This is a genomic window from Acinetobacter sp. WA-87, from assembly GCF_039938935.1.
GTDB lineage: Bacteria > Pseudomonadota > Gammaproteobacteria > Pseudomonadales > Moraxellaceae > Acinetobacter > Acinetobacter seifertii.
On the sequence record NZ_JBDUVF010000009.1, the window covers coordinates 76,568 to 97,193 of the forward strand.

The window sequence follows — 20,626 nt, forward strand, 5'->3', positions numbered from 1 at the left end:
CTTAAAGCCAAGTTTTATCGTTGATTTAAACAATGAAAATAAAATTAATGCTTGTGGCGGGTTTATGGAGTTTTACCTCGTCAAGTTTTGCTCTAGATTTAGTTGAAACTTATGAGCGCGCGAAACAAAATGATCCGACATGGCAAGCGAATCAACAACAATTTGAAGCAGATCAGCTTAATTTAGGCTTAGCAACGGGCGCTTTATTACCGACAGTTACCTTGTCTGGAAAAATTAATCGTAATAGCCAAACAGTAAAACGTTCGAATTTTCCGGGTATTGATCAAGAAGGGCTGTCAGATGCGTTAGTGAGTAATACATCGACCACTAAACAAGCAACTTTGTCTGCTCGTCAGCCTCTTTTTCGTATGGATGCATGGGAAGGTTATAAGCAAGTTAAAACCTCAGTTGCTCTTAGTGAAATCACTTTAAGACTGCAAAAACAAGATCATGTTTTAAATGTCGCAGAAGCTTATTTTAATGTACTTCGTCAGCAAGCACTTACTGCTGCATATTTACAAGAAGAAAAAGCATTACTTGAACAGCTCAACATGATGAATGCCAAGCTTAAAGAAGGTTTGGTAGCGCGTAGTGATGTGAGTGAGGCAAATGCTCAATATCAAAGTGCCAGAGCCAATCGTATTGCGACCAATGTACAGATTCTATTAGCTCAAGAGCAACTATCGGAATATATTGGCTCCTATCAAGATAAGCTTGCGGTCTTACGAAGTGATTTTACCTTTCAAAAACCTTATCCAGCTCAGCTTGATGATTGGTTGAATTTAGCCCAGCAACAAAATTTAAAAATTCAGCAAGCGCGTTTACAACGACAATATGCTGAAGATCAACGCCGTGTGGAAAAAGCTGCACTTTATCCACAGGTAGATGCAGTTGCCAGCTATGGCTATACCAAACAAACACCAGAAACACTCATTTCAACTGACGGAAAGTTTGACCAAATTGGTGTGGAGATGAACTGGAATCTATTTAATGGGGGGCAGACCCGAACCTCTATTAAAAAAGCCACTATAGAGTTAAATAAAGCGCAATCCCAACTCGATGCGGCCATTCGCCGTGCCAATGTTGATGTAAAAAGTGCTTTTATGCAGGTAGATACCGACCGTGCAAAACTTGAAGCAAGAAAAGCAGCAATGGATTCTTCGGCACTTGTGTCGCAAGCTTCAAAAGCCAGTTATAACGAAGGCTTAAAAAGTATGGTTGATGTTTTATTGGCGCAGCGTAATGCTTTTTCTGCAAAACAGGATTATCTTAATGCTCAATATGACTATTTATTAAATGTACTGCGTTTAAAAGCTGCTGTAGGCCAGTTAGGTGAAAAAGATCTGGTCGAATTAAACAGCTGGTTAACGTATCAGTAATAAAAAATGCTTTTATCTGAATTTTAATTTTGTCATAAAAATTTAATGATTGATGTGTTTTAATGCTCAATCATTTTATCCCTGCGCCATCATGTTGGAGGCTTCCTTGAGTCCAAGTAATCCGGTGTTAAGCCATCATATTTCTTCTCAATTTAATGAAGATTTGCAAGATGTGAACACAAAGTTTATGACCATGGGTGGCTTGGTCGAACAACAGGTTGCCAATGCAATTCATTCTTTGCTTGATACAGATGCGAATTTAGCAATTGATGTTCAATTTAAAGATAATGCAGTCAATCAATATGAGCGTGATATTGATGAGGGTTTGACACTCATCTTGGCGCGTCGTCATCCAGCAGCGATTGACTTGCGTATGGTGATTGCCATGAGTAAAGCCAATACTGACCTTGAGCGTATTGGCGATGAAGCTGCAAAAATTGCCCGTATTGCGCAAAATCTATGTGAAGAGGGTGGTTCACCTCGTGGTTACATGGAAACCCGTCATATTGGTAACCAAGTACGTGTCATGATTCATGATGCTCTCGATGCTTTTGCACGTTTAGATGCAGATCAAGCTTTACGCGTCCTTTTAGCAGACGCTGACATTGACCGTGAATATCAATCAGCAACGCGTACTTTAATGACTTATATGATTGAAGACCCGCGTCATATTGCTCGCGTAATTAACGTGATGTGGGTTTTGCGTTCTTTAGAGCGTATTGGTGACCATGCGCGTAACATTGCTGAACAAGTGATTTATATGGCGAAAGGCTTTGATGCTCGTCATACCAAAATTGAAGAAATTGAAGCAAAAGTCCACGAAAAATAATGCTTTAATGAGAAAATAAAAGCCTTGTTTCAAACAAGGCTTTTTTATAATTAAAAATAATACATAAAAAAATGTCCCGAACTTTGGGGGGAAGTTCAGGACAGAAAATCAAGTGCATTAAGAGAAAACACGACAGGGATCGTGTCTCACTTGCTATGGATTCATAATAAGGTTTCATTGAATTTATGTCATGTAGAGTCCTGTGCGCTCTCTGTAAGGCTTTATATGTTTGTGTAAGTTTCACGTAAAAAAAGGCAGATCTATGTATATAGATCTGCCTTCTCAATGACGATAAGGTTAGAGCAAGCTAATTATTCAGGTTTCCAACCTTCTGCTTTTTCAACACTTTCATCATTATTGAAGAACTTTTCACGTTGTTCTTCAAGGAATTTTTTTGCATCTGGTTCAAACACATTTAAACGCTTTTCATTAATCAGCGTAGTTTGGTGCTGTAACCATTCTTGCCATGCTTGCTTAGAAACATTTTCAAAGAAATCTTGGCCTTTAGCACCAGGAAAAGGAGCGAAGTCTAGACCTTCCATTTCCTTTTGATATTTACGACAAAATACTTGGCGACTCATGATTTATCCTTAAGCGTATAACTGTTCTAAACGTGTATGGGCACGAGTAATTGCAGCTTCAACCTGTTTCGGTGAAGTTCCGCCAATATGATCACGTGCATTTACAGAAGCTTCTAGTGTTAAAGCTTTATCAAATACGTCTGCTGTGATTAAGTCAGAAAATTGTTGTAATTGCTCAAGTGTTAACTCAGATAAATCTTTTTCTTCAGCTACACCTAATGCAACAGCTTTACCTACAATTTCATGAGCATCACGGAACGCAACGCCTTTTTTCACTAAGTAGTCAGCAAGGTCAGTTGCAGTCGAGAATCCACGAAGTGCAGCTTCACGCATGATTTCAATATTTGGAACCAATGCAGGAATCATGTCTGCAAATGCCATGAGTGAACCACGAACCGTATCGATAGCATCGAACAAAGGTTCTTTATCTTCTTGGTTGTCTTTGTTGTACGCTAAAGGTTGACCTTTCATGAGCGTAAGTAAGCTAATTAAGTCACCAAATACACGGCCAGATTTACCACGAATCAGTTCTGGAACGTCCGGATTTTTCTTCTGCGGCATGATTGATGAGCCAGTACAGAAGCGGTCAGGAATATTCACAAATTTGAACTGTGCAGAAGTCCAAAGAATCAGTTCTTCTGACATACGTGATAAATGCATCATGATAAGTGCTGCTGCTGCATTAAATTCAATCGCAAAGTCACGGTCAGAAACAGCATCAAGAGAGTTTTCAGATACAGCTTCAAAACCTAAAAGTTCTGCTGTATAAGCACGATCAATCGGGTAAGTAGTACCAGCAAGAGCCGCAGAACCAAGTGGCATACGGTTAACACGCTTACGGCAGTCTTGGAGACGTTCTGTGTCACGAACTAACATTTCAAACCATGCCAATAAGTGATGGCCGAAAGTTACTGGTTGAGCTGTTTGTAAATGTGTGAAGCCAGGCATAATGGTATTTACATTTTTAGCAGCCAAGCCTAACAAGCCTTTTTGTAAACGCTCTAATAAACCTAAAATGTCATCAATTTCGTCACGTAGATAAAGACGAATATCAGTTGCAACTTGGTCATTACGGCTACGACCAGTGTGGAGTTTTTTACCTGTAATGCCAATACGCTGAGTCAAACGTGATTCAATGTTCATGTGAACATCTTCAAGATCGATACGCCATTCAAAGTTTCCAGCTTCAATTTCTGCACGAATGGTGCTTAAACCTTCAATAATGTCGTCTCGTTCTGCTTCTGTGAGTACGCCAACTTTTGCAAGCATGGTAGCATGCGCAATTGAACCTGCGATGTCTTGCTTATAAAAACGTTGGTCAAACTGAACAGAGGCAGTAAATTCTGCTACAAAAGCGTCTGTCGCTTCAGAAAAACGACCACCCCACATACCTGAGGTTTGGTCTGGGGCTGCTGAATTAGGGGGATTTGAAGATGTGGTCATGGTGGCTCAGTAAAATAAAAAAGAGTATATCACTTGCCGAAGCTCAACAAACAAAGTTGTTTTCTACAGCATATCGAAATCAAAATTCCTCCTATTTTTTTACGAAAATTGATCGTTGGCAACATTTATTCGAATTAATTATCGCAAGTAATGTTTTGGCGCTGGTTTTAGCTTTGGCTGAAGCGCAATCGTGGCATGCCTTAAGCGGGTCGCGCCTTTTACAATATATGATTTTTATTAACTGGGTGATTTTGTCTTTTTTTGCCTTAGTTGAATATTTTCAAAATTTTTTTAGTCAACTGCAGCAAAAATATGCTTTGGCAATTGGCTTTGTTATGCTGCAAGCGATTGTGGTAGTGACCACCCTAATAAGTAATTTTTTTCAATTCGGAATCTTGAAAAGAACGAGTGATATAGCGCATGACTGGAGCATTTATTTTACCAATGTCCCTTTATATTTAAGCTATGGAATACTACTCGGCGCATTTTGTTTGCGCTATTTATATGTCAGAGAACAGTGGTTACATCAACAATATGCAGAATTAAATGCGCGTATTCAGGCCATGCAAGCGCGTATTCATCCTCACTTTTTATTTAATAGTTTAAATAATGTGGTGAGTTTAATTACGATAGACCCAGATAAAGCCGAAAGTATGCTGATTAGTCTGTCGCGTTTATTTAGAGCGAGTTTCCAAGAATTAAAATTGGTAAGCTTGTATGAAGAAATTGAACTCAGTAAACAATACTTAATGATTGAACAAATACGTTTAGGTGAGCGTTTACAAGTCGACTGGAAAGTGGAGCTTGAACCTTTGCAATTAAAGCAGGTCACGATTCCTTTATTGACATTACAACCTTTGTTAGAGAATAGTATTTTTCATGGGGTGGAACCAATGATGGGTAAGGCAACCATAGGGGTATTGGTTGAAATATTGCAAAATCAGGTCAGTATAGTCATTACCAACCCTTATACAGACGATACAATAAAATCACGGAAAGGGCATGGAATCGCTCTTGAAAACGTTAAACAACGCTTGAAAGCGTATTATGGGAACTCAGTTAGGTTCCAGGTATATAAGGGTGAAACTTTATATACCACTATTATGAGCTATCAATACCAATCAAAATAATAAGCCAGTCAGAGTTAACCATAAAAAAATGGACCAAGTTAACGGTGACAAGGAGGATGAATGAAGGTGCTAATTTGTGATGACGAGCCACTTGCAGTGGAACGATTGTCACGTTTAGTTTCAAAGATGGGACATGAGGTTGTTGCAACAGCTCATCATGGCCAAGATGCCTTGGAACAGGCACGGCTTCATCAACCAGATGTGATTTTACTTGATATCCAAATGCCGGGTATGAATGGTCTCGTCTGTGCGGAACAATTAAGCCAGCTTAACCCTCGACCTGCTATTGTCTTTTGTACAGCTTATGATCAGCATGCTTTGGAGGCGTTTAAATCACAAGCACAAGCTTATCTTCTTAAACCGATTGATCCAGCAGAACTTGAACAAGCTTTAAAGCAGTTAACGCAACTTACCCAAGCACAGTTCAATGCCTTGCCAAACCCTGAACTTTTACAGGGTTTAAAAACACAAAGACATCAAATTGCTGCCAAAACCTACCGTGGGGTTGAACTGATTCCTGTTGAAAATATCTATTATTTTTTGGCAGATCAAAAATATGTCACGATACGTCATAAAAATGGCAGTGTATTAATTGATGAAACACTGAAAGAGCTTGAAACTGAATTTGCAGATCAATTTATTCGTATTCATCGAAATGCCTTGGTCTCAATTGCTTATTTAGATGGTTTAGAGCTTGTGAGCTCAGGCCAATATCAGGTTCGTTTACGAGGTCTTGATGAAAGACTTTCCGTCAGCCGCCGTCATTTGTCTACGCTCAGAGAGCGGATACATCAGCTTTAACTTGCGCCTGTCTTATTTTTGCTGGTGAGATTTTACTTGCAATTTTAAGGGATCAAGTTAAGTTTAGGGTGTATTGTTTGACCAGCCCATGCTTGAATTTATGAAAACCTTGAAAATTGCTACACGACAAAGCCCACTTGCTCTTTGGCAGGCAGAACATATTCGTGCCCGTTTGCAGGAGCTTCACCCAGATTTAACGGTAGAGTTGGTCAAGTTTGTCACGCAGGGCGATAAAATTTTAGATACGCCTTTAGCAAAAATTGGTGGCAAAGGTTTGTTTGTTAAAGAATTAGAAACTGCTCTTTTAGATGGTCGCGCGGACCTTGCTGTACATTCAATGAAAGATGTACCAATGGCATTACCAGAAGGTTTAACCTTGGCAGTCATTTGTGAACGTGAAGATCCATTAGACGCTTTTGTTTCAAATACTTTTGAAAAATTTGCTGACTTACCGCAAGGAGCGAGAGTTGGCACATCAAGCTTACGTCGTAAATCACAAATTTTAAAACAACGCCCAGACCTACAAATTATTGATTTACGCGGAAATGTTGGTACTCGTCTAGGTAAATTAGATGATGGTCAATACGATGCGATTATTTTGGCAAGCGCTGGTTTAAAACGTTTAGGATTAGAAAATCGCATTCGTCATACTATCGAGCCAAATGTAAGTCTGCCTGCTGTTGGACAGGGTGCTCTTGGTTTGGAATGTCGTGCAGATGATCAAGACGTATTGGCTTTAATACAACCTCTTTTACACATAGAGACTGACGTATGTGTACGTGCTGAGCGTGCATTTAATGCCTATCTTGAAGGTGGTTGTCAGGTACCTATTGCGGGTTATGCAACCTTACAAGATGGAAAAATTCATATTGAAGGCCGTGTAGGTAGTGTCGATGGACAAACATTACTGCGTGCTGAAATGACAGATGAAGCTCACAATGCTCAGCAGTTAGGTGAGAACCTTGCTCGAAACTTACTTGAACAAGGTGCGGGCGATTTATTAAAGGCTCTTTACTAAAACTATGCTGTTTATTAATACCCGACCTGACTCACGTGCAGCTGAATTAACAGAAGCTTTGCAAAATAAGGGGTATCAGGTCGAGTCTTTACCTCTTTTAGAACTGGTTGCTCAGCCTTTTTCAGATTCAATCTTTCAACTCTATCAGCAGTTAGTTGAGGCGCAAGCTATAGTGGCTGTAAGTCCCACTGCGGTTGATGTGGGTATGCAGTACTTAACGCAAAGTGGTTTAAAGCTAGATAACTTAAAACATATTCAGTGGATTGCGGTTGGGCAGGCCACGGCGAATCGTCTCCATGAATATGGAATTGAAGCACATGTTCCAGATGTTGAAACTTCTGAAGGTATGCTCAGACTGCCTATTCTCTATAATATGCAGCAGACGGGTAGTGTGGCTTTTTGGAGAGGAGAAGGCGGCCGCCAATTTATGATGGACACTTTGCAGCAGCAAGGTATCCAGATTTTAAATTTTGTCTTATATCATCGGCAGTGCCCAGAAGACTCATATTCAACATTTAAGCATCTGACACAGAATTCAAATTATAATTTAGAAAAATGGCTTGTCTTAATTACCAGTGAGGCAAGCTGGAAATATTGGTTAGAGCTTTGTTTAAATAATAATGTACAACCTGATTGTGTATATTTGGTTTTAGGACCACGTCTTTTTCAACTTGTAAAAAAATATCGCGATCAGCAACAGGCTCATTTTCACATTATTCAACTTGAAAATTTATCGCCTTCGGGGATGATTCATCACATTCAGGCATTATAAGGATTCGTATGAGAAAACTTGTTTCTATTATCATTTTGCTGGGCATCGCTTGGTTGGCTAAGCTTAGCTACGATATGTGGCAAATTTCTCGTACGGTTCCTGAGCTTCAGCAAAGCTTAATGCAATCGGAACAGCAATATGCCAATCTGAATGATCAGTTGGTTGCACTAAAGAGACAAGTTCAAACCCAGCCGGGTAGTGATGTTCAGTCGGCACCATCGACAAATAGCGAAATCATTCATGCAGGCATTGAGCCAACGGTATTAATTAAACAAAAATTAGACTTAATTCAGTTTGCGATTGATCAACAACAGTTTATTTATGCAGTAGATCATTTAACTCAGTTACAACGAGCATTGCCTCAATATGAAATTGCTCCAGCATTAAAACACAGCCTAAATCAGGCGCTTGAACAAGATAAACAAGCAATACAACAATACGTAATTGCTCAAAATCAGCGTCATCAAATGATTGACGATCTACTGCAAACTATCGATAAAAATATTCAGCAAGCATTGGCTCGACCTAAACTTGAGATGGATCAATCTGAGTCAGTGTCTTGGTGGAAGAAATGGTTCCGTATTGAAAAAGTAGAAACACCGTCTATTAATTTAATGAATCGAAGTGTTGTGCTGAAAGAAGTGCAACTAAGGTTATTAATTGCCGAGCAGGCATTAAACCAAGGAAAAATGGCTGAATATCAAAATGAGCTGCAATCAGTAATGCAGAAATTAAATGAAATGCCAGATGCGACCAGTCAGCAATTGAAAAATCGTATTGCTAAAGTATCTCACTTATCTATCGTACCTGTACCTAAATTATCGACTCTTGGCCTACTAGGCTCATAAGGAGGGCATATGAAACATCTCCTATGGGTTTATCTTCTTATTAGTTTAGTACTTTTTGCAGCTTTGGCTTTGCTTAGCTATGGCTACGGCATGGGATATGTTTATATCTACTGGCGACAGCTGCAATTGCAAACAAACGTGTGGGGATTAGTCCTTACTTTTGTCCTAATGAGTTTTGTTGCTCAGTTAATATGGCTTTGGATTAAACGTTATTCTTCTCGTGAACAACGTAAAAGAGAAAATATTTTTCAGTTTAAAAACCTTCATCCCTATGAGCAATTGGGTATTGTCTGGCTATTAGAAGCCGCCGAAGATCAACGTGTCTTTATCGAACGGGTTTTTACCCAGTCAGGGCTTTTAAAAAATATTATTGATGCCAAGTTCCTAGTATTAAATGAAGATTACCCTAGGGCTTTAGATGCTTTAGATCAATCTCCACCAATGGCTTTTGAATTGGCAGAGTTACAGCGGATTGAAATATTTTTAGCTCAAAATGAAGCTGAACGTGCATTAACACATCTTGAGTTCCTATATCAGCATCAATTATCGCCATGGCTTGAAGAAATCGAGACAGCCTATCAACAGCGATTAACTGCGTTATGGGGGCAGCTTGCTTTACAGCAACCATGGTTATATTTACGTTCAATGAAATATGGATTATTGGACGCTGAGCATCGTGATTTATGGTTGCAGCAGCTTCTCCAACAATTTGATCAAGCTTCAATTGATGACTTGCATGCATTGCAACAGCGCTATCTAGATTTAGAGTCTGAGATTCAAACCAGACCCTATAGTAGTAAATTGCTGTGGCTAAAACTTTTGGCACGTATGCCAGAAATGAGTATTCAGCATGAAACATTAACTTTGCATCTGCTCAAAGAGCAATTTGATCCAGAAGTATTTTATTTGTGGTTTCAGCAGCAACTGCTTAAGCAGGTTCCTGACTATGCCGACGTTGAAGAAAAGATAAATCAACTTGAAACTCAATATATGAATTTGCCAGTTTTAACATTTGCAAAATGGCATGTTTACATGGCAACGAATCGTCAAGCTGAAGCTGAAATATTATTAAGTTTATACCCTGATAATATTCTAATGAACTATTTACGTATTAAATCCACCTTAAAAGAAGATGATGAGTTAATCAAACAGTTAAACCTAATCTTTGAAAATGATGCAAATTTTTTAAAATTTAAAATCTGAGGTAAAAATGAAAGAACTGTCTGTCTACCCTGTAATATACGATCAGAAAGTTGCATGGGGAGATATGGATGCTTTTGGTCATGTCAATAATGTACAATATTATAGATATATTGAAAGCTCACGTATTTTATATATGGAAAATGTAAATATATTGATCCCCAATATATATACTGTTGTTGCTTCAAGTCAGTGCAGATATTTAAAACCCGTTTTTTATCCTGATGTATTGAAAGTAGGGGTTCGTGTAGAAGAAATACGCAATAGCGCATTCCGTATGGCGTATATATTATGGAGTGAAGCACAGCAGCAAATCGTTGCTACGGGTGAAGCCATAATGGTCTGTCTAGATAAAACGACAGGGTTAAAATGTGAAATACCAAATGAAGTAAAAAGTAAAATAATTGAATTAGAAAAATCAGTAGGACATGACTTAATACATTTAGCTTAAATAAATATTAAGAAAATATATTGCAATTATAATTATTAATGTAATTAAAAAGTAAATTTATAGCATTATTCTGATGAACTTGTCTTTTGAACTATTGCTTATTTAATAGATTATAAATACTATTGGTTATGATTTAATGTTTTAAATTTTGTCTGTATTATTTGAATTGTCAGTAAGACTGGAGTATTTATTAATGAAACCGGATATTAGTGAATTATCTGTTGAAGAGTTAAAACGCTTACAAGAAGAAGCAGAAGCTTTAATTGCAAGCAAAAAAGATCAAGCAATCGAAGATGCTTATAATCAAATTATCGAGATTGCTGAAAATGTAGGTTTCAGTGTTGAACAACTTCTTGAGTTTGGTGCTCAAAAACGTAAGAAAACTACACGTAAATCTGTAGAACCACGTTACCGTAACAAAAACAATTCTGAAGAGACTTGGACTGGTCGCGGTAAACAACCACGTTGGTTAGTTGCTGAAATTGAAAAAGGTGCAAAACTTGAAGATTTCTTAATCTAATTGTTTTTGCTTCTTAAAAAGCCAAGCGATTTTGCTTGGCTTTTTTATTTTAAAAAAATAAAAATTCTTATTTTAAATATCAAGTCATCAATAAAGTGTTTAAATTCCTAATTAAATGTATTGTTGAGACTAAATTTACATTTATAAAGATCATCTTAAATTTTCATGATTCTGTCATACGTTCAACTTATAGTCTTTAAGAAGATGCCAAGCTTGATTGCTTGGTTTTTTTATATGAAGTCAATTGGCGATGTTGAAAAAGTATGCATAATGTCAGACTAGAGAGGAACTCTCATATAAGGACGATAATTTGCATGTTGGTAAGGCTGAATGAAGAAAAAGTCTAAGCAATGGAAGTGGTGGTTTTTTGCCCTCATTGCATTTTTAATTTTTATTATTTTACAGATTCCAGCGACTTGGCTTATCTCTAAATTTTCAAAGAATAATCAAACTGTCCATAATGTGAGTGGGAATATCTGGCAGGGGCAAGCGGACTGGCATCGTGGTGCTTTGCGTGGAACCATTCACTGGAAAACAAGACCTCTAGATTTACTTTTATTACGCTTCGCCGCAGATGTTGATATTCATAGTGGTAATACGCAGTTAACGGGGATTATGGCGTATGGTTTTGGCAAAAAAGTCATTGTAAAGAATATGACTGGGCAAGTTGCGCCAGAAACACTGAAGCAGATTGTGAATTGGCAATGGCCTGTAAATAGTATTCAACTTAAAGATATCCAATTTAATTATAAAAAAGAGCAAGGTTTTGCTGCGGTTGATGGTCAATTGCATTGGGGTGGTGGAGCACTCGTTTACACGATTGGTGATCGTCAAGATCGTATGAATATGCCTTCTTTAAGTGGACAGTTGACTGACCATAATGGGCAGCTACAAATTGATATTCGAGATCAACGCAATCAAAAAATGGCGAATCTTTTACTGGATGCCAATATGATGCTTGATGTTCAACTTACACAGCGTTTATTGCTTAATGTTCCATCTTATGACGGAAAAGCTGGTTTAGATACTTTTGTCATTAGTTCTCGTCAACCATTATTACAAGGTGGTAACTGATGAAAACATGGATTGATAAATTACAGCAGTTACAGTGGCAAAAGTTAGATCGACTCAGTGTAGTTGTCCTTATTATTTTAATTTTGTGGTTATGTTGGAAGCTGGCTTCATTTTTTTGGTTGGTGATAGCACCCCCTCAAATGATGCAGTTTGATCGGGTAGAGCTCGGTTCTCAACAACCTCAAATACCAAACATTAGTACTTTTTCAATTTTTAATGAACCTTCTGCCAATGCGGCTCAAGAAAATGTGAATCTAGAATTACAAGGCGTAATGGTTGGGTATCCAAACCAGTTTTCTTCTGCTGTTATTAAGGTTGATAATACTGCTGAGCGTTATCGAGTTGGTGAAACTATAGGTTCTACCTCTTATCAACTGTCAGAGGTTTATTGGGATCATGTGGTATTGCGTCAAGGAAATGGTAGTACTCGCGAACTTCAGTTCAAAGGTCTGCCAAATGGTTTATATCAGCCTATGACTCCAAATGCATCACCGCAAGCTGTCACGCCATCTCAGCCTACGGCACCTGTGAATACGACCCAAGAAGCTTTGGGGCAAGCGATTCAGCAGATGCAAGGCAATCGAGATCAGTACCTCAAAGATATGGGGGTTAGTGGAGGCTCTGGTGAAGGATATGAAGTTACAGAACGGACACCAACCGCGCTTAGAAATAGGCTAGGTTTAAGGCCTGGCGATCGAATTGTCTCTTTAAATGGTCAAACGGTTGGGCAAGGACAAACAGATGTGCAATTACTTGAACAGGCTCGGCGAGCAGGACAAGTAAAAATAGAAATAAAACGTGGTGATCAAGTGATGACCATACAACAAAATTTTTAGTGATAATACGTCACCATAAGAGTTAGGAAATATCGCGAGTTATGGCTTTATTGAATCATCAACGTCCACTCTGGGCATTACTTGCAGCAGCCCCATTGATTGCGACAGTAAGTAGCAGTGCCTATGCCCAAACATGGAAGATTAATTTACGTGATGCTGACTTAACAGCCTTTATTAATGAAGTTGCAGACATTACTGGAAAGAACTTTGCTGTTGATCCGAGAGTACGTGGGAATGTCACTGTTATTTCGAATAAACCTTTAAATAAAGATGAGGTTTATGATTTATTTCTTGGGGTCTTAAATGTAAATGGGGTAGTTGCGATCCCATCTGGTAATACAATTAAACTTGTGCCAGATAGCAACGTTAAAAACTCGGGAATTCCTTATGATTCTCGAAATAAGGTTCGTGGTGATCAAATTGTTACACGAGTAATTTGGCTTGAAAACACCAATCCAAATGACTTAATTCCAGCACTTCGCCCTTTAATGCCGCAGTTTGCGCATATGGCTGCGATTGCAGGAACCAACGCTCTTATTGTCTCTGATCGAGCTGCGAACATTTATCAGCTTGAAAATATTATCCGTAACTTAGATGGAACTGGGCAAAATGACATTGAGGCGATTAACCTTCAGTCGAGTCAAGCCGAAGAAATTATTACTCAACTTGAAGCGATGAGTGCAACTGGAGCATCAAAAGATTTTAATGGTGCTCGTATTCGTATTATTGCCGATAATCGAACAAATCGTATTTTGGTAAAAGGTGATCCGGGAACGCGTAAGCGTATTCGCCACATGATTGAAATGCTAGATGTACCTTCTGCTGACCGTTTAGGTGGTTTAAAAGTTTTCCGTTTGAAATATGCAAGTGCTAAAAGCTTGTCAGAAATTTTACAAGGTTTGGTCACTGGTCAGGCTATCTCGTCGTCTGGTAACAATAACAATTCATCAAACTCGATGAATAACTTGATTGGGAATAACCAGAACTCTAGTTCAAGTACATCGGCCTCAAATGGCAGTTCAATATCTACTCCATCAATTAATCTAAATGGTAATTCAAACAATAATAATCAGAACAATATCTCTAGCTTTAGTCAAAATGGTGTAAGCATTATTGCAGATAGTGCCCAAAACTCATTGGTTGTTAAGGCTGATCCACAATTAATGCGTGAAATTGAATCAGCGATTCAACAGCTGGATGTTCGCCGTCAACAAGTGCTGATTGAGGCCGCAATTATTGAAGTCTCTGGAGATGATGCAGATCAACTTGGTGTGCAGTGGGCTCTGGGTGATCTTAGTAGTGGTATTGGCTTGCTGAGTTTTAGTAATGTTGGTGCAAGTCTATCCAAAATTGCCGCAGGCTATTTAACTGGAGGGGCGGCAGGTGCAGCTGGAGTGCTTGGAAGTGCAAATGGAGGCACTGGTAGTGGTGCAAGTTTTGCTGCTGGTGATTTTAGTAATCCGCGACGTGCTTATGGTGCTTTGATCCAAGCTTTAAAAACTAATACCAAGTCTAATTTATTGTCTTCACCATCTATTGTTACCATGGATAATGAAGAGGCGTATATTGTTGTAGGTCAAAACGTTCCTTTTGTAACAGGTTCTGTCTCAACTGGATCAGCGGGAACAGTAAACCCTTATACAACAGTAGAGCGTAAAGATGTGGGGGTGACATTAAAAGTTATACCTCATATAGGTGAGGGGGGATCTGTCCGCTTAGAGGTAGAGCAAGAAGTTTCCAATGTTCAAAACAATAAGGGGCAAGCAGCGGACTTGGTGACAAGTAAACGGGCCATTAAAACATCGGTTCTGGCAGATCATGGCCAAACTGTAGTATTGGGCGGCTTGATTTCCGATGATATAGAACAATCTCGCCAAAGTCTCCCATTGTTAGGCGATATTCCTTATTTGGGACGTCTATTTAGTTCTAATGCAAAAAGTAATGTGAAGCGCAATCTTTTAGTTTTTATACATCCTACAATTGTAGGAGATGCTAATGATATTGAACGTATATCACAACAACGGTATAGCCAATTATATAGCTTACAATTGAGTATGGATAAAAATGGTAACTTTGCTAAGTTGCCAGAAAATATTGCCGATCTATATCCAAAAGATTCGTCAACTACTATAACAGGTAGTCCTTTATTAAACTCCGTTAGCAAAAAACAATATACAAATATAGAAAAGCATCAAAGCATCTATAAACAAGTTCCATCTGGTAAAGTGATTAGTTCAACAAAGAAATGCGAAGATCAGAAGTATTGTAAAGAGATTAGATAGTATATTTGTAAAATAAGATGGTAAATTTGCTTGATTCTACTATTACTATTTATTTTCAATATGTGGAAACATAAATTTCATAGAATTTACATGACTTATTTTTTAGTGCTATTGAAGAATAATGTGTTGATTGGGGAATTAGATTCCTTCTGATTTATCCCCAATTAAATTAGAGCTTAATGAGACAGAAAAGTTAGGTGAGTTATAATCGATTAACAATTAGTAAAATTAAATTAATTTTTATATGATAAAGAGCCCTCTAACCTTGCATAGACAAGGAGCTTTTAAATTATATAATAATTGCTTGAAAAGCATAAATTTGATATAAGAAAAAAGTTTCCATAAACATGTAATGGAAATTTAATAAAAATCTGATTATTCATTATTATTATTTGATGAGGAAAATGGAATGAAAAAAGTATATTTATCTATAATTTTAGGCTTGGCTATGATGCCATTCGTTGCTACTGCAAATGTGACATCGGTATCTGGCTCAAAAGCTGCATCAGTACCTAATTCGAAAGTTACTCTTTTACAATCTTATCAAGTATGTACTACTAGTGGTGGAGTTGATTTGGTAAATTATGATACCGTAAAAAGCTATAGGGTTGTTGTGCGTACTACTTGGGCAAATGTGTATGATAATGGCACTTATGATACTACATATACTATAGCTCCTAATGGTAAAATATTTATTGATTGTTTTGAAAGTGGTTATCCAACTGTAACAAGAAGAGGTTTTCTTATTATAAGTTCTACGCCTTTATAATAATATTGAACTTTAAATCTTTAAAGGAAGTTGCCTTAAAAGTCTTGAGGTATTTGAAGAAATCTCAATAGAGTCGGAAACGGCAACTTCCAGTGATGTAAATAGACCGAAGTAAGACACTGTAACCATTATACGACTTAATCGTTGTCTTCATGGTGGATGTGCATATGTCACAATTTTATGATTGATAAAAAATTAATAGGGCATACGCTTGAATTGGAAACTACAGACAATTACTAGTTTAGAAATTAGTATTCTTATTAAATCATCAGATGTATAATGTAAATTAGTACTCCTTACTTATAGAATATTAATTTTGTTGTTCTATTTTTATTTCTTAAGTTGTTTTTTATAGATCATAATATTATATAAAAATGTTTAAATATCCCTACTATAAAGGCTATTTATAAACATAATTACCTATATAAATTTAAAGAGAAATGAGAAATGAGAAATGAGGAATGAAATTAAGATTAACTTTTTCTAGCGTTATTTTTTTAATTTTTTCTAGTATGGCTTATGCTGCGCCAGTTGTTATCTAAGTTATATTCCTAAAAAAGATAGTGGTTGTTTTATGGGTAAAGTAGCATTTATTAAAAATTACGCACCTATTCCATATAGGGCGTTATACTAAGCTAGGTAACCAATTTGTTCAATGGAGTGAGCAGGTAGATGTTGCTTCTTTTGAGTAGGTTTTAGTAGGATATATTTCGGTTCAGGAATATCCAGATAGATACAATGCATCATATTTGCTTATAAGTTCAACTAAACTATAGTGTTAAAAATGAAAGGTTATAAGTAATTTGTTTGAGTCTAAGCTATTTATTTATAAACCTTTTTTAAGTTGTTAGTATATAAATAATATTTTATCTTTAAGATGTGTTCTTTGTAGTTTATTGATAGTGTTAATATTGTTGCATAAAACATGATGGACGGGGTAAGTCTATGACTTGGAAACTACAAGCAATTACTGGTGAAATTACTGGACAAGAAATTACAGTTGATCGTGATATGTTGGTAGGGCGCCATCAGGACGCTGATTTGTTGTTACAAGCTGCTGAAATTTCACGTCGCCATGCTGCACTGCTTTTAAAAGATCAATTGCTATGGGTTCAAGACCTTAATTCATCGAATGGTACATTTGTAAACGATATTCGTATTGAGCAAGAAAAGCAGCTACATGATGGTGATATTGTTCAATTTGCGAGTTTTAAATTCTCGGTTTTAGCACCTGCTCAAAAAATTACTGATTTACCTGAAGTTGAAGCAGAACCAGTGCAAGCTGCACCAACACAGGATTTAAGCGATCAAGGCATGCCAAGCCTTGCAGAGCGTGCTGCAGAGGTAGAAGTTCGCCACGATGGTATGCCGCAGAATATTTCTATTCCAAAACCTGCGCCTATTCCTGAAGGTGTGGATGTCAATGTAAAACAACCATCACCTGTGACTTTTGATGAGCCTGTTTCTCGTGTTGCCGAAGAAAAAGAGCAACAGAAGAATGCTTCAGTTGGTTTAATCACTATTATTATTTTAGTAATTTTAGCTGTATTAGCATGGTTATTCTTTAAATAATCCGTTGCTGCTTTTACAATCAAGGCATGCCAAACGCATGCCTTTTTAATTTTGAGTAGAAGAAAATGTCTGTTGCACAACTAAGTAAGCGCGATTTAATTTTATTTGATCTGGATGGAACACTTGTTGACTCCGCTGCCGATTTATATCGGTCTATGAATTTAAGTCTGCAATCACTCGGTTGGCCATTGGTGACAGAAGTACAAATACGAGAATGGGTAGGTAAAGGTGCCTCAAAACTCTGTGAAAGTGTTTTGCTTCATCTATTTGGTAAATTAGATGCTGAACAACATAAGGTTTTATTACACACATTTGTAGAGACATATGGTGCAGAACTTTGTGTAAATACTCAAATTTACTCTGGTGTACCTGAGTTTTTAAAACATTGCCAAACTCTAAATATAAAAATGGCTTGTGTTACTAATAAGCCTGTCAAACTTGCTCAAGGATTATTAGATGCATTAGAGCTTTCCTCTTATTTCCAAGTTGTACTTGGGGGAGATAGCTTGCCTGAAAGAAAACCACATCCATTACCATTGCTGCATTGCATGCAAAGTCTAAATACGTCTGCTTCACAATCGTTAATGATTGGTGATTCAAGCAATGATGTAGAAGCTGCGCGCCGTGCTGGAATTGATTGTATTGTGGTTAGCTATGGCTATAATCATGGAGAAAGCATCTATGATTGCCAACCTCAGCAAGTTATTGATAGTCTTGCTGAGTTAATTGTTTAATGAAGAAAATGGAGATAAGAATGAATAAGCGTATGGTTTTTCGATGGCGTGTCTAAACCGAATCTAGAAAAACACACTTTTAAATCGAAACCATATTAGAGAAGATTCATGACAACATTAGCGCAATTCGAGCAACTTAAGGCTGCTGGTTATAATACTATTCCTGTTTATCGTCAGCGGTTAGCAGATACAGAAACCCCATTATCAGTTTTTGCTCGTTTTAAAGACCAAACACAAGCTTATTTATTTGAGTCGGTTGAGGGTGGGGAAAACTGGGCGCGCTACTCTATGATTGGATTAGGCGAATCAACCGTTTTTTCATGCAATGCTGGGGTTTTGTCTGTACAGCATGCTGATGGCTCAGTCACACAACAAAATTGCCAAGATCCTTTTGAATATATTCGTAACTTCCAAAAACAATTTAAAGTGCCATCGGCAGAGCTCTTGCCAGACTTACCAAGCTTTACAGGCGGACTAGTGGGATATTTGGGTTATGATGCTGTCCGTTATATTGAACCACGCTTAAAGAATGTACCTACAGCTGACCCAATCACGTTACCTGATTTGTGGTTAATGTTATCAAAAACAGTTATTGTCTTTGATAACCTTAAAGATACTCTATTTTTAATTGTTCATGCTGATGCAACACAGGCAAATGCTTATCAAGATGCCCAGCAAAAATTAGATCAATTAGAACAGTTGCTCGCTATTCCTGTTAGCTTGCAAGCTAAACCACATACTCCTCCTCATTTTGAATCAATTACGGGTAAAGCAAAGTTCTTAGAAACAGTAGAAAAAGTTAAAGAATATATCCGTGCTGGTGATGTAATGCAGGTTGTTCCAGGGCAGCGCATGGTTTCTGATTTTGATGGTGAAGCTTTACAGGTTTACCGTGCATTGCGTCATTTAAATCCTTCGCCTTATTTATTCTTGGTACAAGGGCAAACGATTACTGATAAAAAACCATTTCATATTGTTGGTTCTTCACCAGAAATTCTTTCTCGTTTAGAAAATGGTATTGCGACAGTTCGTCCACTTGCAGGTACGAGGCCGCGCGGAAAAACTAAAGAGGAAGATGTTGCTTTAGAAAAAGACTTACTTTCAGATGAAAAAGAAATTGCTGAGCACTTAATGCTGATTGATCTTGGTCGAAATGATGTTGGGCGAGTTTCTAAAATCGGCAAGGTCCAAGTAACGGATCAAATGGTGATTGAGCGCTATTCACATGTCATGCATATTGTATCAAACGTACAAGGCGAAGTTCGTGACGATATAGATGCTTTAGATGTGTTTAAAGCGACTTTCCCTGCTGGTACCTTATCTGGTGCCCCAAAAATTCGTGCAATGGAAATCATTGATGAAGTAGAACCAGTGAAACGAGGTGTATTTGGTGGAGCAGTGGGGTATTTGGGATGGCATGGTGAAATGGATATGTCGATCGCAATCCGTACATGCGTTATTCGTGACAAAAAAGTCTATGTACAGGCTGGAGCAGGCTTGGTAGCTGACTCAAATCCTGAATCTGAATGGAATGAAACCCAAATAAAAGCTCGCGCAGTGATCAAAGCGGTTGAATTATCATCAAACGGATTGATTTTATGAGTTTTTAGCGATTTTTTTTAAAAAACCGCTTGCATCGTTTGGAAGTTTTGCTAAACTGCACACCGTTCCGATACGAAACGTACGAAACACTAAGAAGAGCCGGCATAGCTCAGTTGGTAGAGCAACTGACTTGTAATCAGTAGGTCCACAGTTCGAATCCGTGTGCCGGCACCATCTTAAAGGTGTGTAGTTGTGAAGTAAAGAATAACACTGAAATAAGTGTGATATGGTGAGATTCCCGAGCGGTCAAAGGGGGCGGACTGTAACTCCGCTACGAAAGTTTCGAAGGTTCGAATCCTTCTCTCACCACCATTAACTTCGATTGAAGTGGTATATATACCAACACAGTGCGGGAGTAGCTCAGTTGGTAGAGCGGCAGCCTTCCAAGCTGCATGTCGCGAGTTCGATCCTCGTCTCCCGCTCCATCGAAGGACAATCGCTCTTATAGCTCAGTGGTAGAGCACTCCCTTGGTAAGGGAGAGGTCTCGAGTTCAAATCTCGATAAGAGCTCCAGATATACAGTTTAGTAGATTTTCTACAAAGATTTAAAAAGCAGGCTTATTAGTCTGCTTTTCAAGTATTGGGTGTTTGATTTTTTAGGCGACATGTCGATGCTGGGTGTTTGCTCAGAATTGTGTTCGACGTAAACGAGGATTATAAACATGGCTAAGGCTAAGTTTGAACGTAATAAGCCACACGTAAACGTGGGCACAATCGGTCACGTTGACCATGGTAAAACAACTTTAACTGCTGCGATTGCAACTATTTGTGCAAAAACTTACGGC

19 protein-coding genes, 4 tRNA genes and 1 pseudogene are annotated in these 20,626 nt (G+C 38.0%); 22 read left to right on the forward strand and 2 right to left on the reverse strand.

The features are described 5' to 3' along the window. The first annotated feature begins 47 nt into the window (after positions 1-47). Both ABFY81_RS18270 and phoU read left to right on the forward strand, forming a co-directional pair. Positions 48-1,379 carry a TolC family outer membrane protein gene (locus tag ABFY81_RS18270; protein WP_347914358.1) on the forward strand — a complete coding sequence of 444 codons (1,332 nt, stop codon included), beginning with the start codon at positions 48-50 and terminating at the stop codon, positions 1,377-1,379. A gap of 106 nt (positions 1,380-1,485) precedes the next feature. Beyond that, positions 1,486-2,208 carry a phosphate signaling complex protein PhoU gene (gene phoU / locus ABFY81_RS18275; RefSeq protein ID WP_000075183.1) on the forward strand — a complete coding sequence of 241 codons (723 nt, stop codon included), beginning with the start codon at positions 1,486-1,488 and terminating at the stop codon, positions 2,206-2,208. Between the two features lie 311 nt (positions 2,209-2,519). On the opposite strand, the gene ABFY81_RS18280 is transcribed toward phoU, so the two are convergent. Together ABFY81_RS18280 and argH are read right to left on the reverse strand one after the other, a co-directional pair. Then, entirely contained in the window at positions 2,520-2,789 is a 270-nt protein-coding gene (locus ABFY81_RS18280) for an oxidative damage protection protein (protein ID WP_004699209.1), read from the reverse strand. A gap of 9 nt (positions 2,790-2,798) precedes the next feature. Then, positions 2,799-4,232, reverse strand: a complete 1,434-nt coding sequence (gene argH, locus ABFY81_RS18285) for an argininosuccinate lyase (protein ID WP_019457019.1) — start codon at positions 4,230-4,232, stop codon at positions 2,799-2,801. On the opposite strand from argH, the gene ABFY81_RS18290 reads away from it, so the two are divergent. The 20 genes and pseudogenes from ABFY81_RS18290 to ABFY81_RS18385 form a co-directional block, all read left to right on the forward strand. Then, positions 4,223-5,362, forward strand: a complete 1,140-nt coding sequence (locus ABFY81_RS18290; protein WP_100290217.1) for a histidine kinase — start codon at positions 4,223-4,225, stop codon at positions 5,360-5,362. The genes argH and ABFY81_RS18290 overlap by 10 nt on opposite strands. A 60-nt stretch (positions 5,363-5,422) precedes the next feature. Next, positions 5,423-6,163, forward strand: a complete 741-nt coding sequence (locus ABFY81_RS18295) for a LytTR family DNA-binding domain-containing protein (protein WP_346791124.1) — start codon at positions 5,423-5,425, stop codon at positions 6,161-6,163. 100 nt (positions 6,164-6,263) lie between these two features. Further along, entirely contained in the window at positions 6,264-7,181 is a 918-nt protein-coding gene (hemC, locus tag ABFY81_RS18300) for a hydroxymethylbilane synthase (RefSeq protein ID WP_347914359.1), read from the forward strand. 4 nt (positions 7,182-7,185) lie between these two features. After that, positions 7,186-7,953, forward strand: coding sequence for a uroporphyrinogen-III synthase (locus ABFY81_RS18305; protein ID WP_191107114.1), 768 nt, complete (start codon positions 7,186-7,188; stop codon positions 7,951-7,953). Positions 7,954-7,961: 8 nt separating this feature from the next. Then, a complete protein-coding gene (locus ABFY81_RS18310; RefSeq protein WP_347914352.1) occupies positions 7,962-8,801 on the forward strand; it encodes a hypothetical protein in 840 nt (279 codons plus the stop codon). Positions 8,802-8,810: 9 nt separating this feature from the next. Further along, the gene (locus tag ABFY81_RS18315; RefSeq protein WP_191103121.1) at positions 8,811-10,004 is read left to right on the forward strand and encodes a heme biosynthesis protein HemY; all 1,194 of its coding nucleotides are present in this window, start codon (positions 8,811-8,813) and stop codon (positions 10,002-10,004) included. A gap of 7 nt (positions 10,005-10,011) precedes the next feature. Further along, complete coding sequence (locus ABFY81_RS18320) at positions 10,012-10,452, forward strand: thioesterase family protein (protein ID WP_004699193.1); 441 nt, start codon at positions 10,012-10,014, stop codon at positions 10,450-10,452. A 193-nt stretch (positions 10,453-10,645) separates the two neighbouring features. Continuing rightward, positions 10,646-10,972 (forward strand): H-NS histone family protein, encoded by a 327-nt coding sequence (locus ABFY81_RS18325; RefSeq protein WP_002053185.1) that lies wholly within the window; start codon positions 10,646-10,648, stop codon positions 10,970-10,972. Positions 10,973-11,302: 330 nt separating this feature from the next. After that, on the forward strand, positions 11,303-12,046 hold the full coding sequence (gene gspN, locus ABFY81_RS18330) for a type II secretion system protein N (protein ID WP_347914353.1): 744 nt from the start codon (positions 11,303-11,305) through the stop codon (positions 12,044-12,046). Continuing rightward, the gene (locus ABFY81_RS18335) at positions 12,046-12,882 is read left to right on the forward strand and encodes a type II secretion system protein N (RefSeq protein ID WP_347914354.1); all 837 of its coding nucleotides are present in this window, start codon (positions 12,046-12,048) and stop codon (positions 12,880-12,882) included. The genes gspN and ABFY81_RS18335 overlap by 1 nt, the downstream gene beginning before the upstream one ends. Positions 12,883-12,923: 41 nt before the next feature. Next, a pseudogene (gspD, locus tag ABFY81_RS18340) lies at positions 12,924-14,990 on the forward strand (type II secretion system secretin GspD); the annotation flags it as partial. A 583-nt stretch (positions 14,991-15,573) separates the two neighbouring features. Continuing rightward, positions 15,574-15,933: a hypothetical protein gene (locus ABFY81_RS18345; RefSeq protein WP_347914355.1), complete on the forward strand. Its 360-nt coding sequence runs from the start codon at positions 15,574-15,576 to the stop codon at positions 15,931-15,933. Between the two features lie 945 nt (positions 15,934-16,878). Next, positions 16,879-17,505, forward strand: a complete 627-nt coding sequence (locus ABFY81_RS18350) for an FHA domain-containing protein (protein ID WP_049065291.1) — start codon at positions 16,879-16,881, stop codon at positions 17,503-17,505. Positions 17,506-17,570: 65 nt separating this feature from the next. Further along, positions 17,571-18,239, forward strand: coding sequence for a phosphoglycolate phosphatase (locus ABFY81_RS18355; protein WP_019457029.1), 669 nt, complete (start codon positions 17,571-17,573; stop codon positions 18,237-18,239). Positions 18,240-18,347: 108 nt separating this feature from the next. Further along, positions 18,348-19,841, forward strand: a complete 1,494-nt coding sequence (gene trpE / locus ABFY81_RS18360) for an anthranilate synthase component I (RefSeq protein WP_347914357.1) — start codon at positions 18,348-18,350, stop codon at positions 19,839-19,841. A gap of 98 nt (positions 19,842-19,939) precedes the next feature. Continuing rightward, positions 19,940-20,015, forward strand: a tRNA-Thr gene (locus ABFY81_RS18365). A 54-nt stretch (positions 20,016-20,069) separates the two neighbouring features. Beyond that, positions 20,070-20,153 (forward strand) — tRNA-Tyr (locus ABFY81_RS18370). A gap of 37 nt (positions 20,154-20,190) precedes the next feature. Continuing rightward, positions 20,191-20,266: transfer RNA gene (locus tag ABFY81_RS18375), tRNA-Gly, on the forward strand. Between the two features lie 13 nt (positions 20,267-20,279). Further along, a tRNA-Thr gene (locus tag ABFY81_RS18380) sits at positions 20,280-20,354 on the forward strand. Between the two features lie 149 nt (positions 20,355-20,503). Further along, a partial coding sequence (locus ABFY81_RS18385) for a GTP-binding protein (protein WP_016660498.1) occupies positions 20,504-20,626 on the forward strand: 123 nt, incomplete at its 3' end.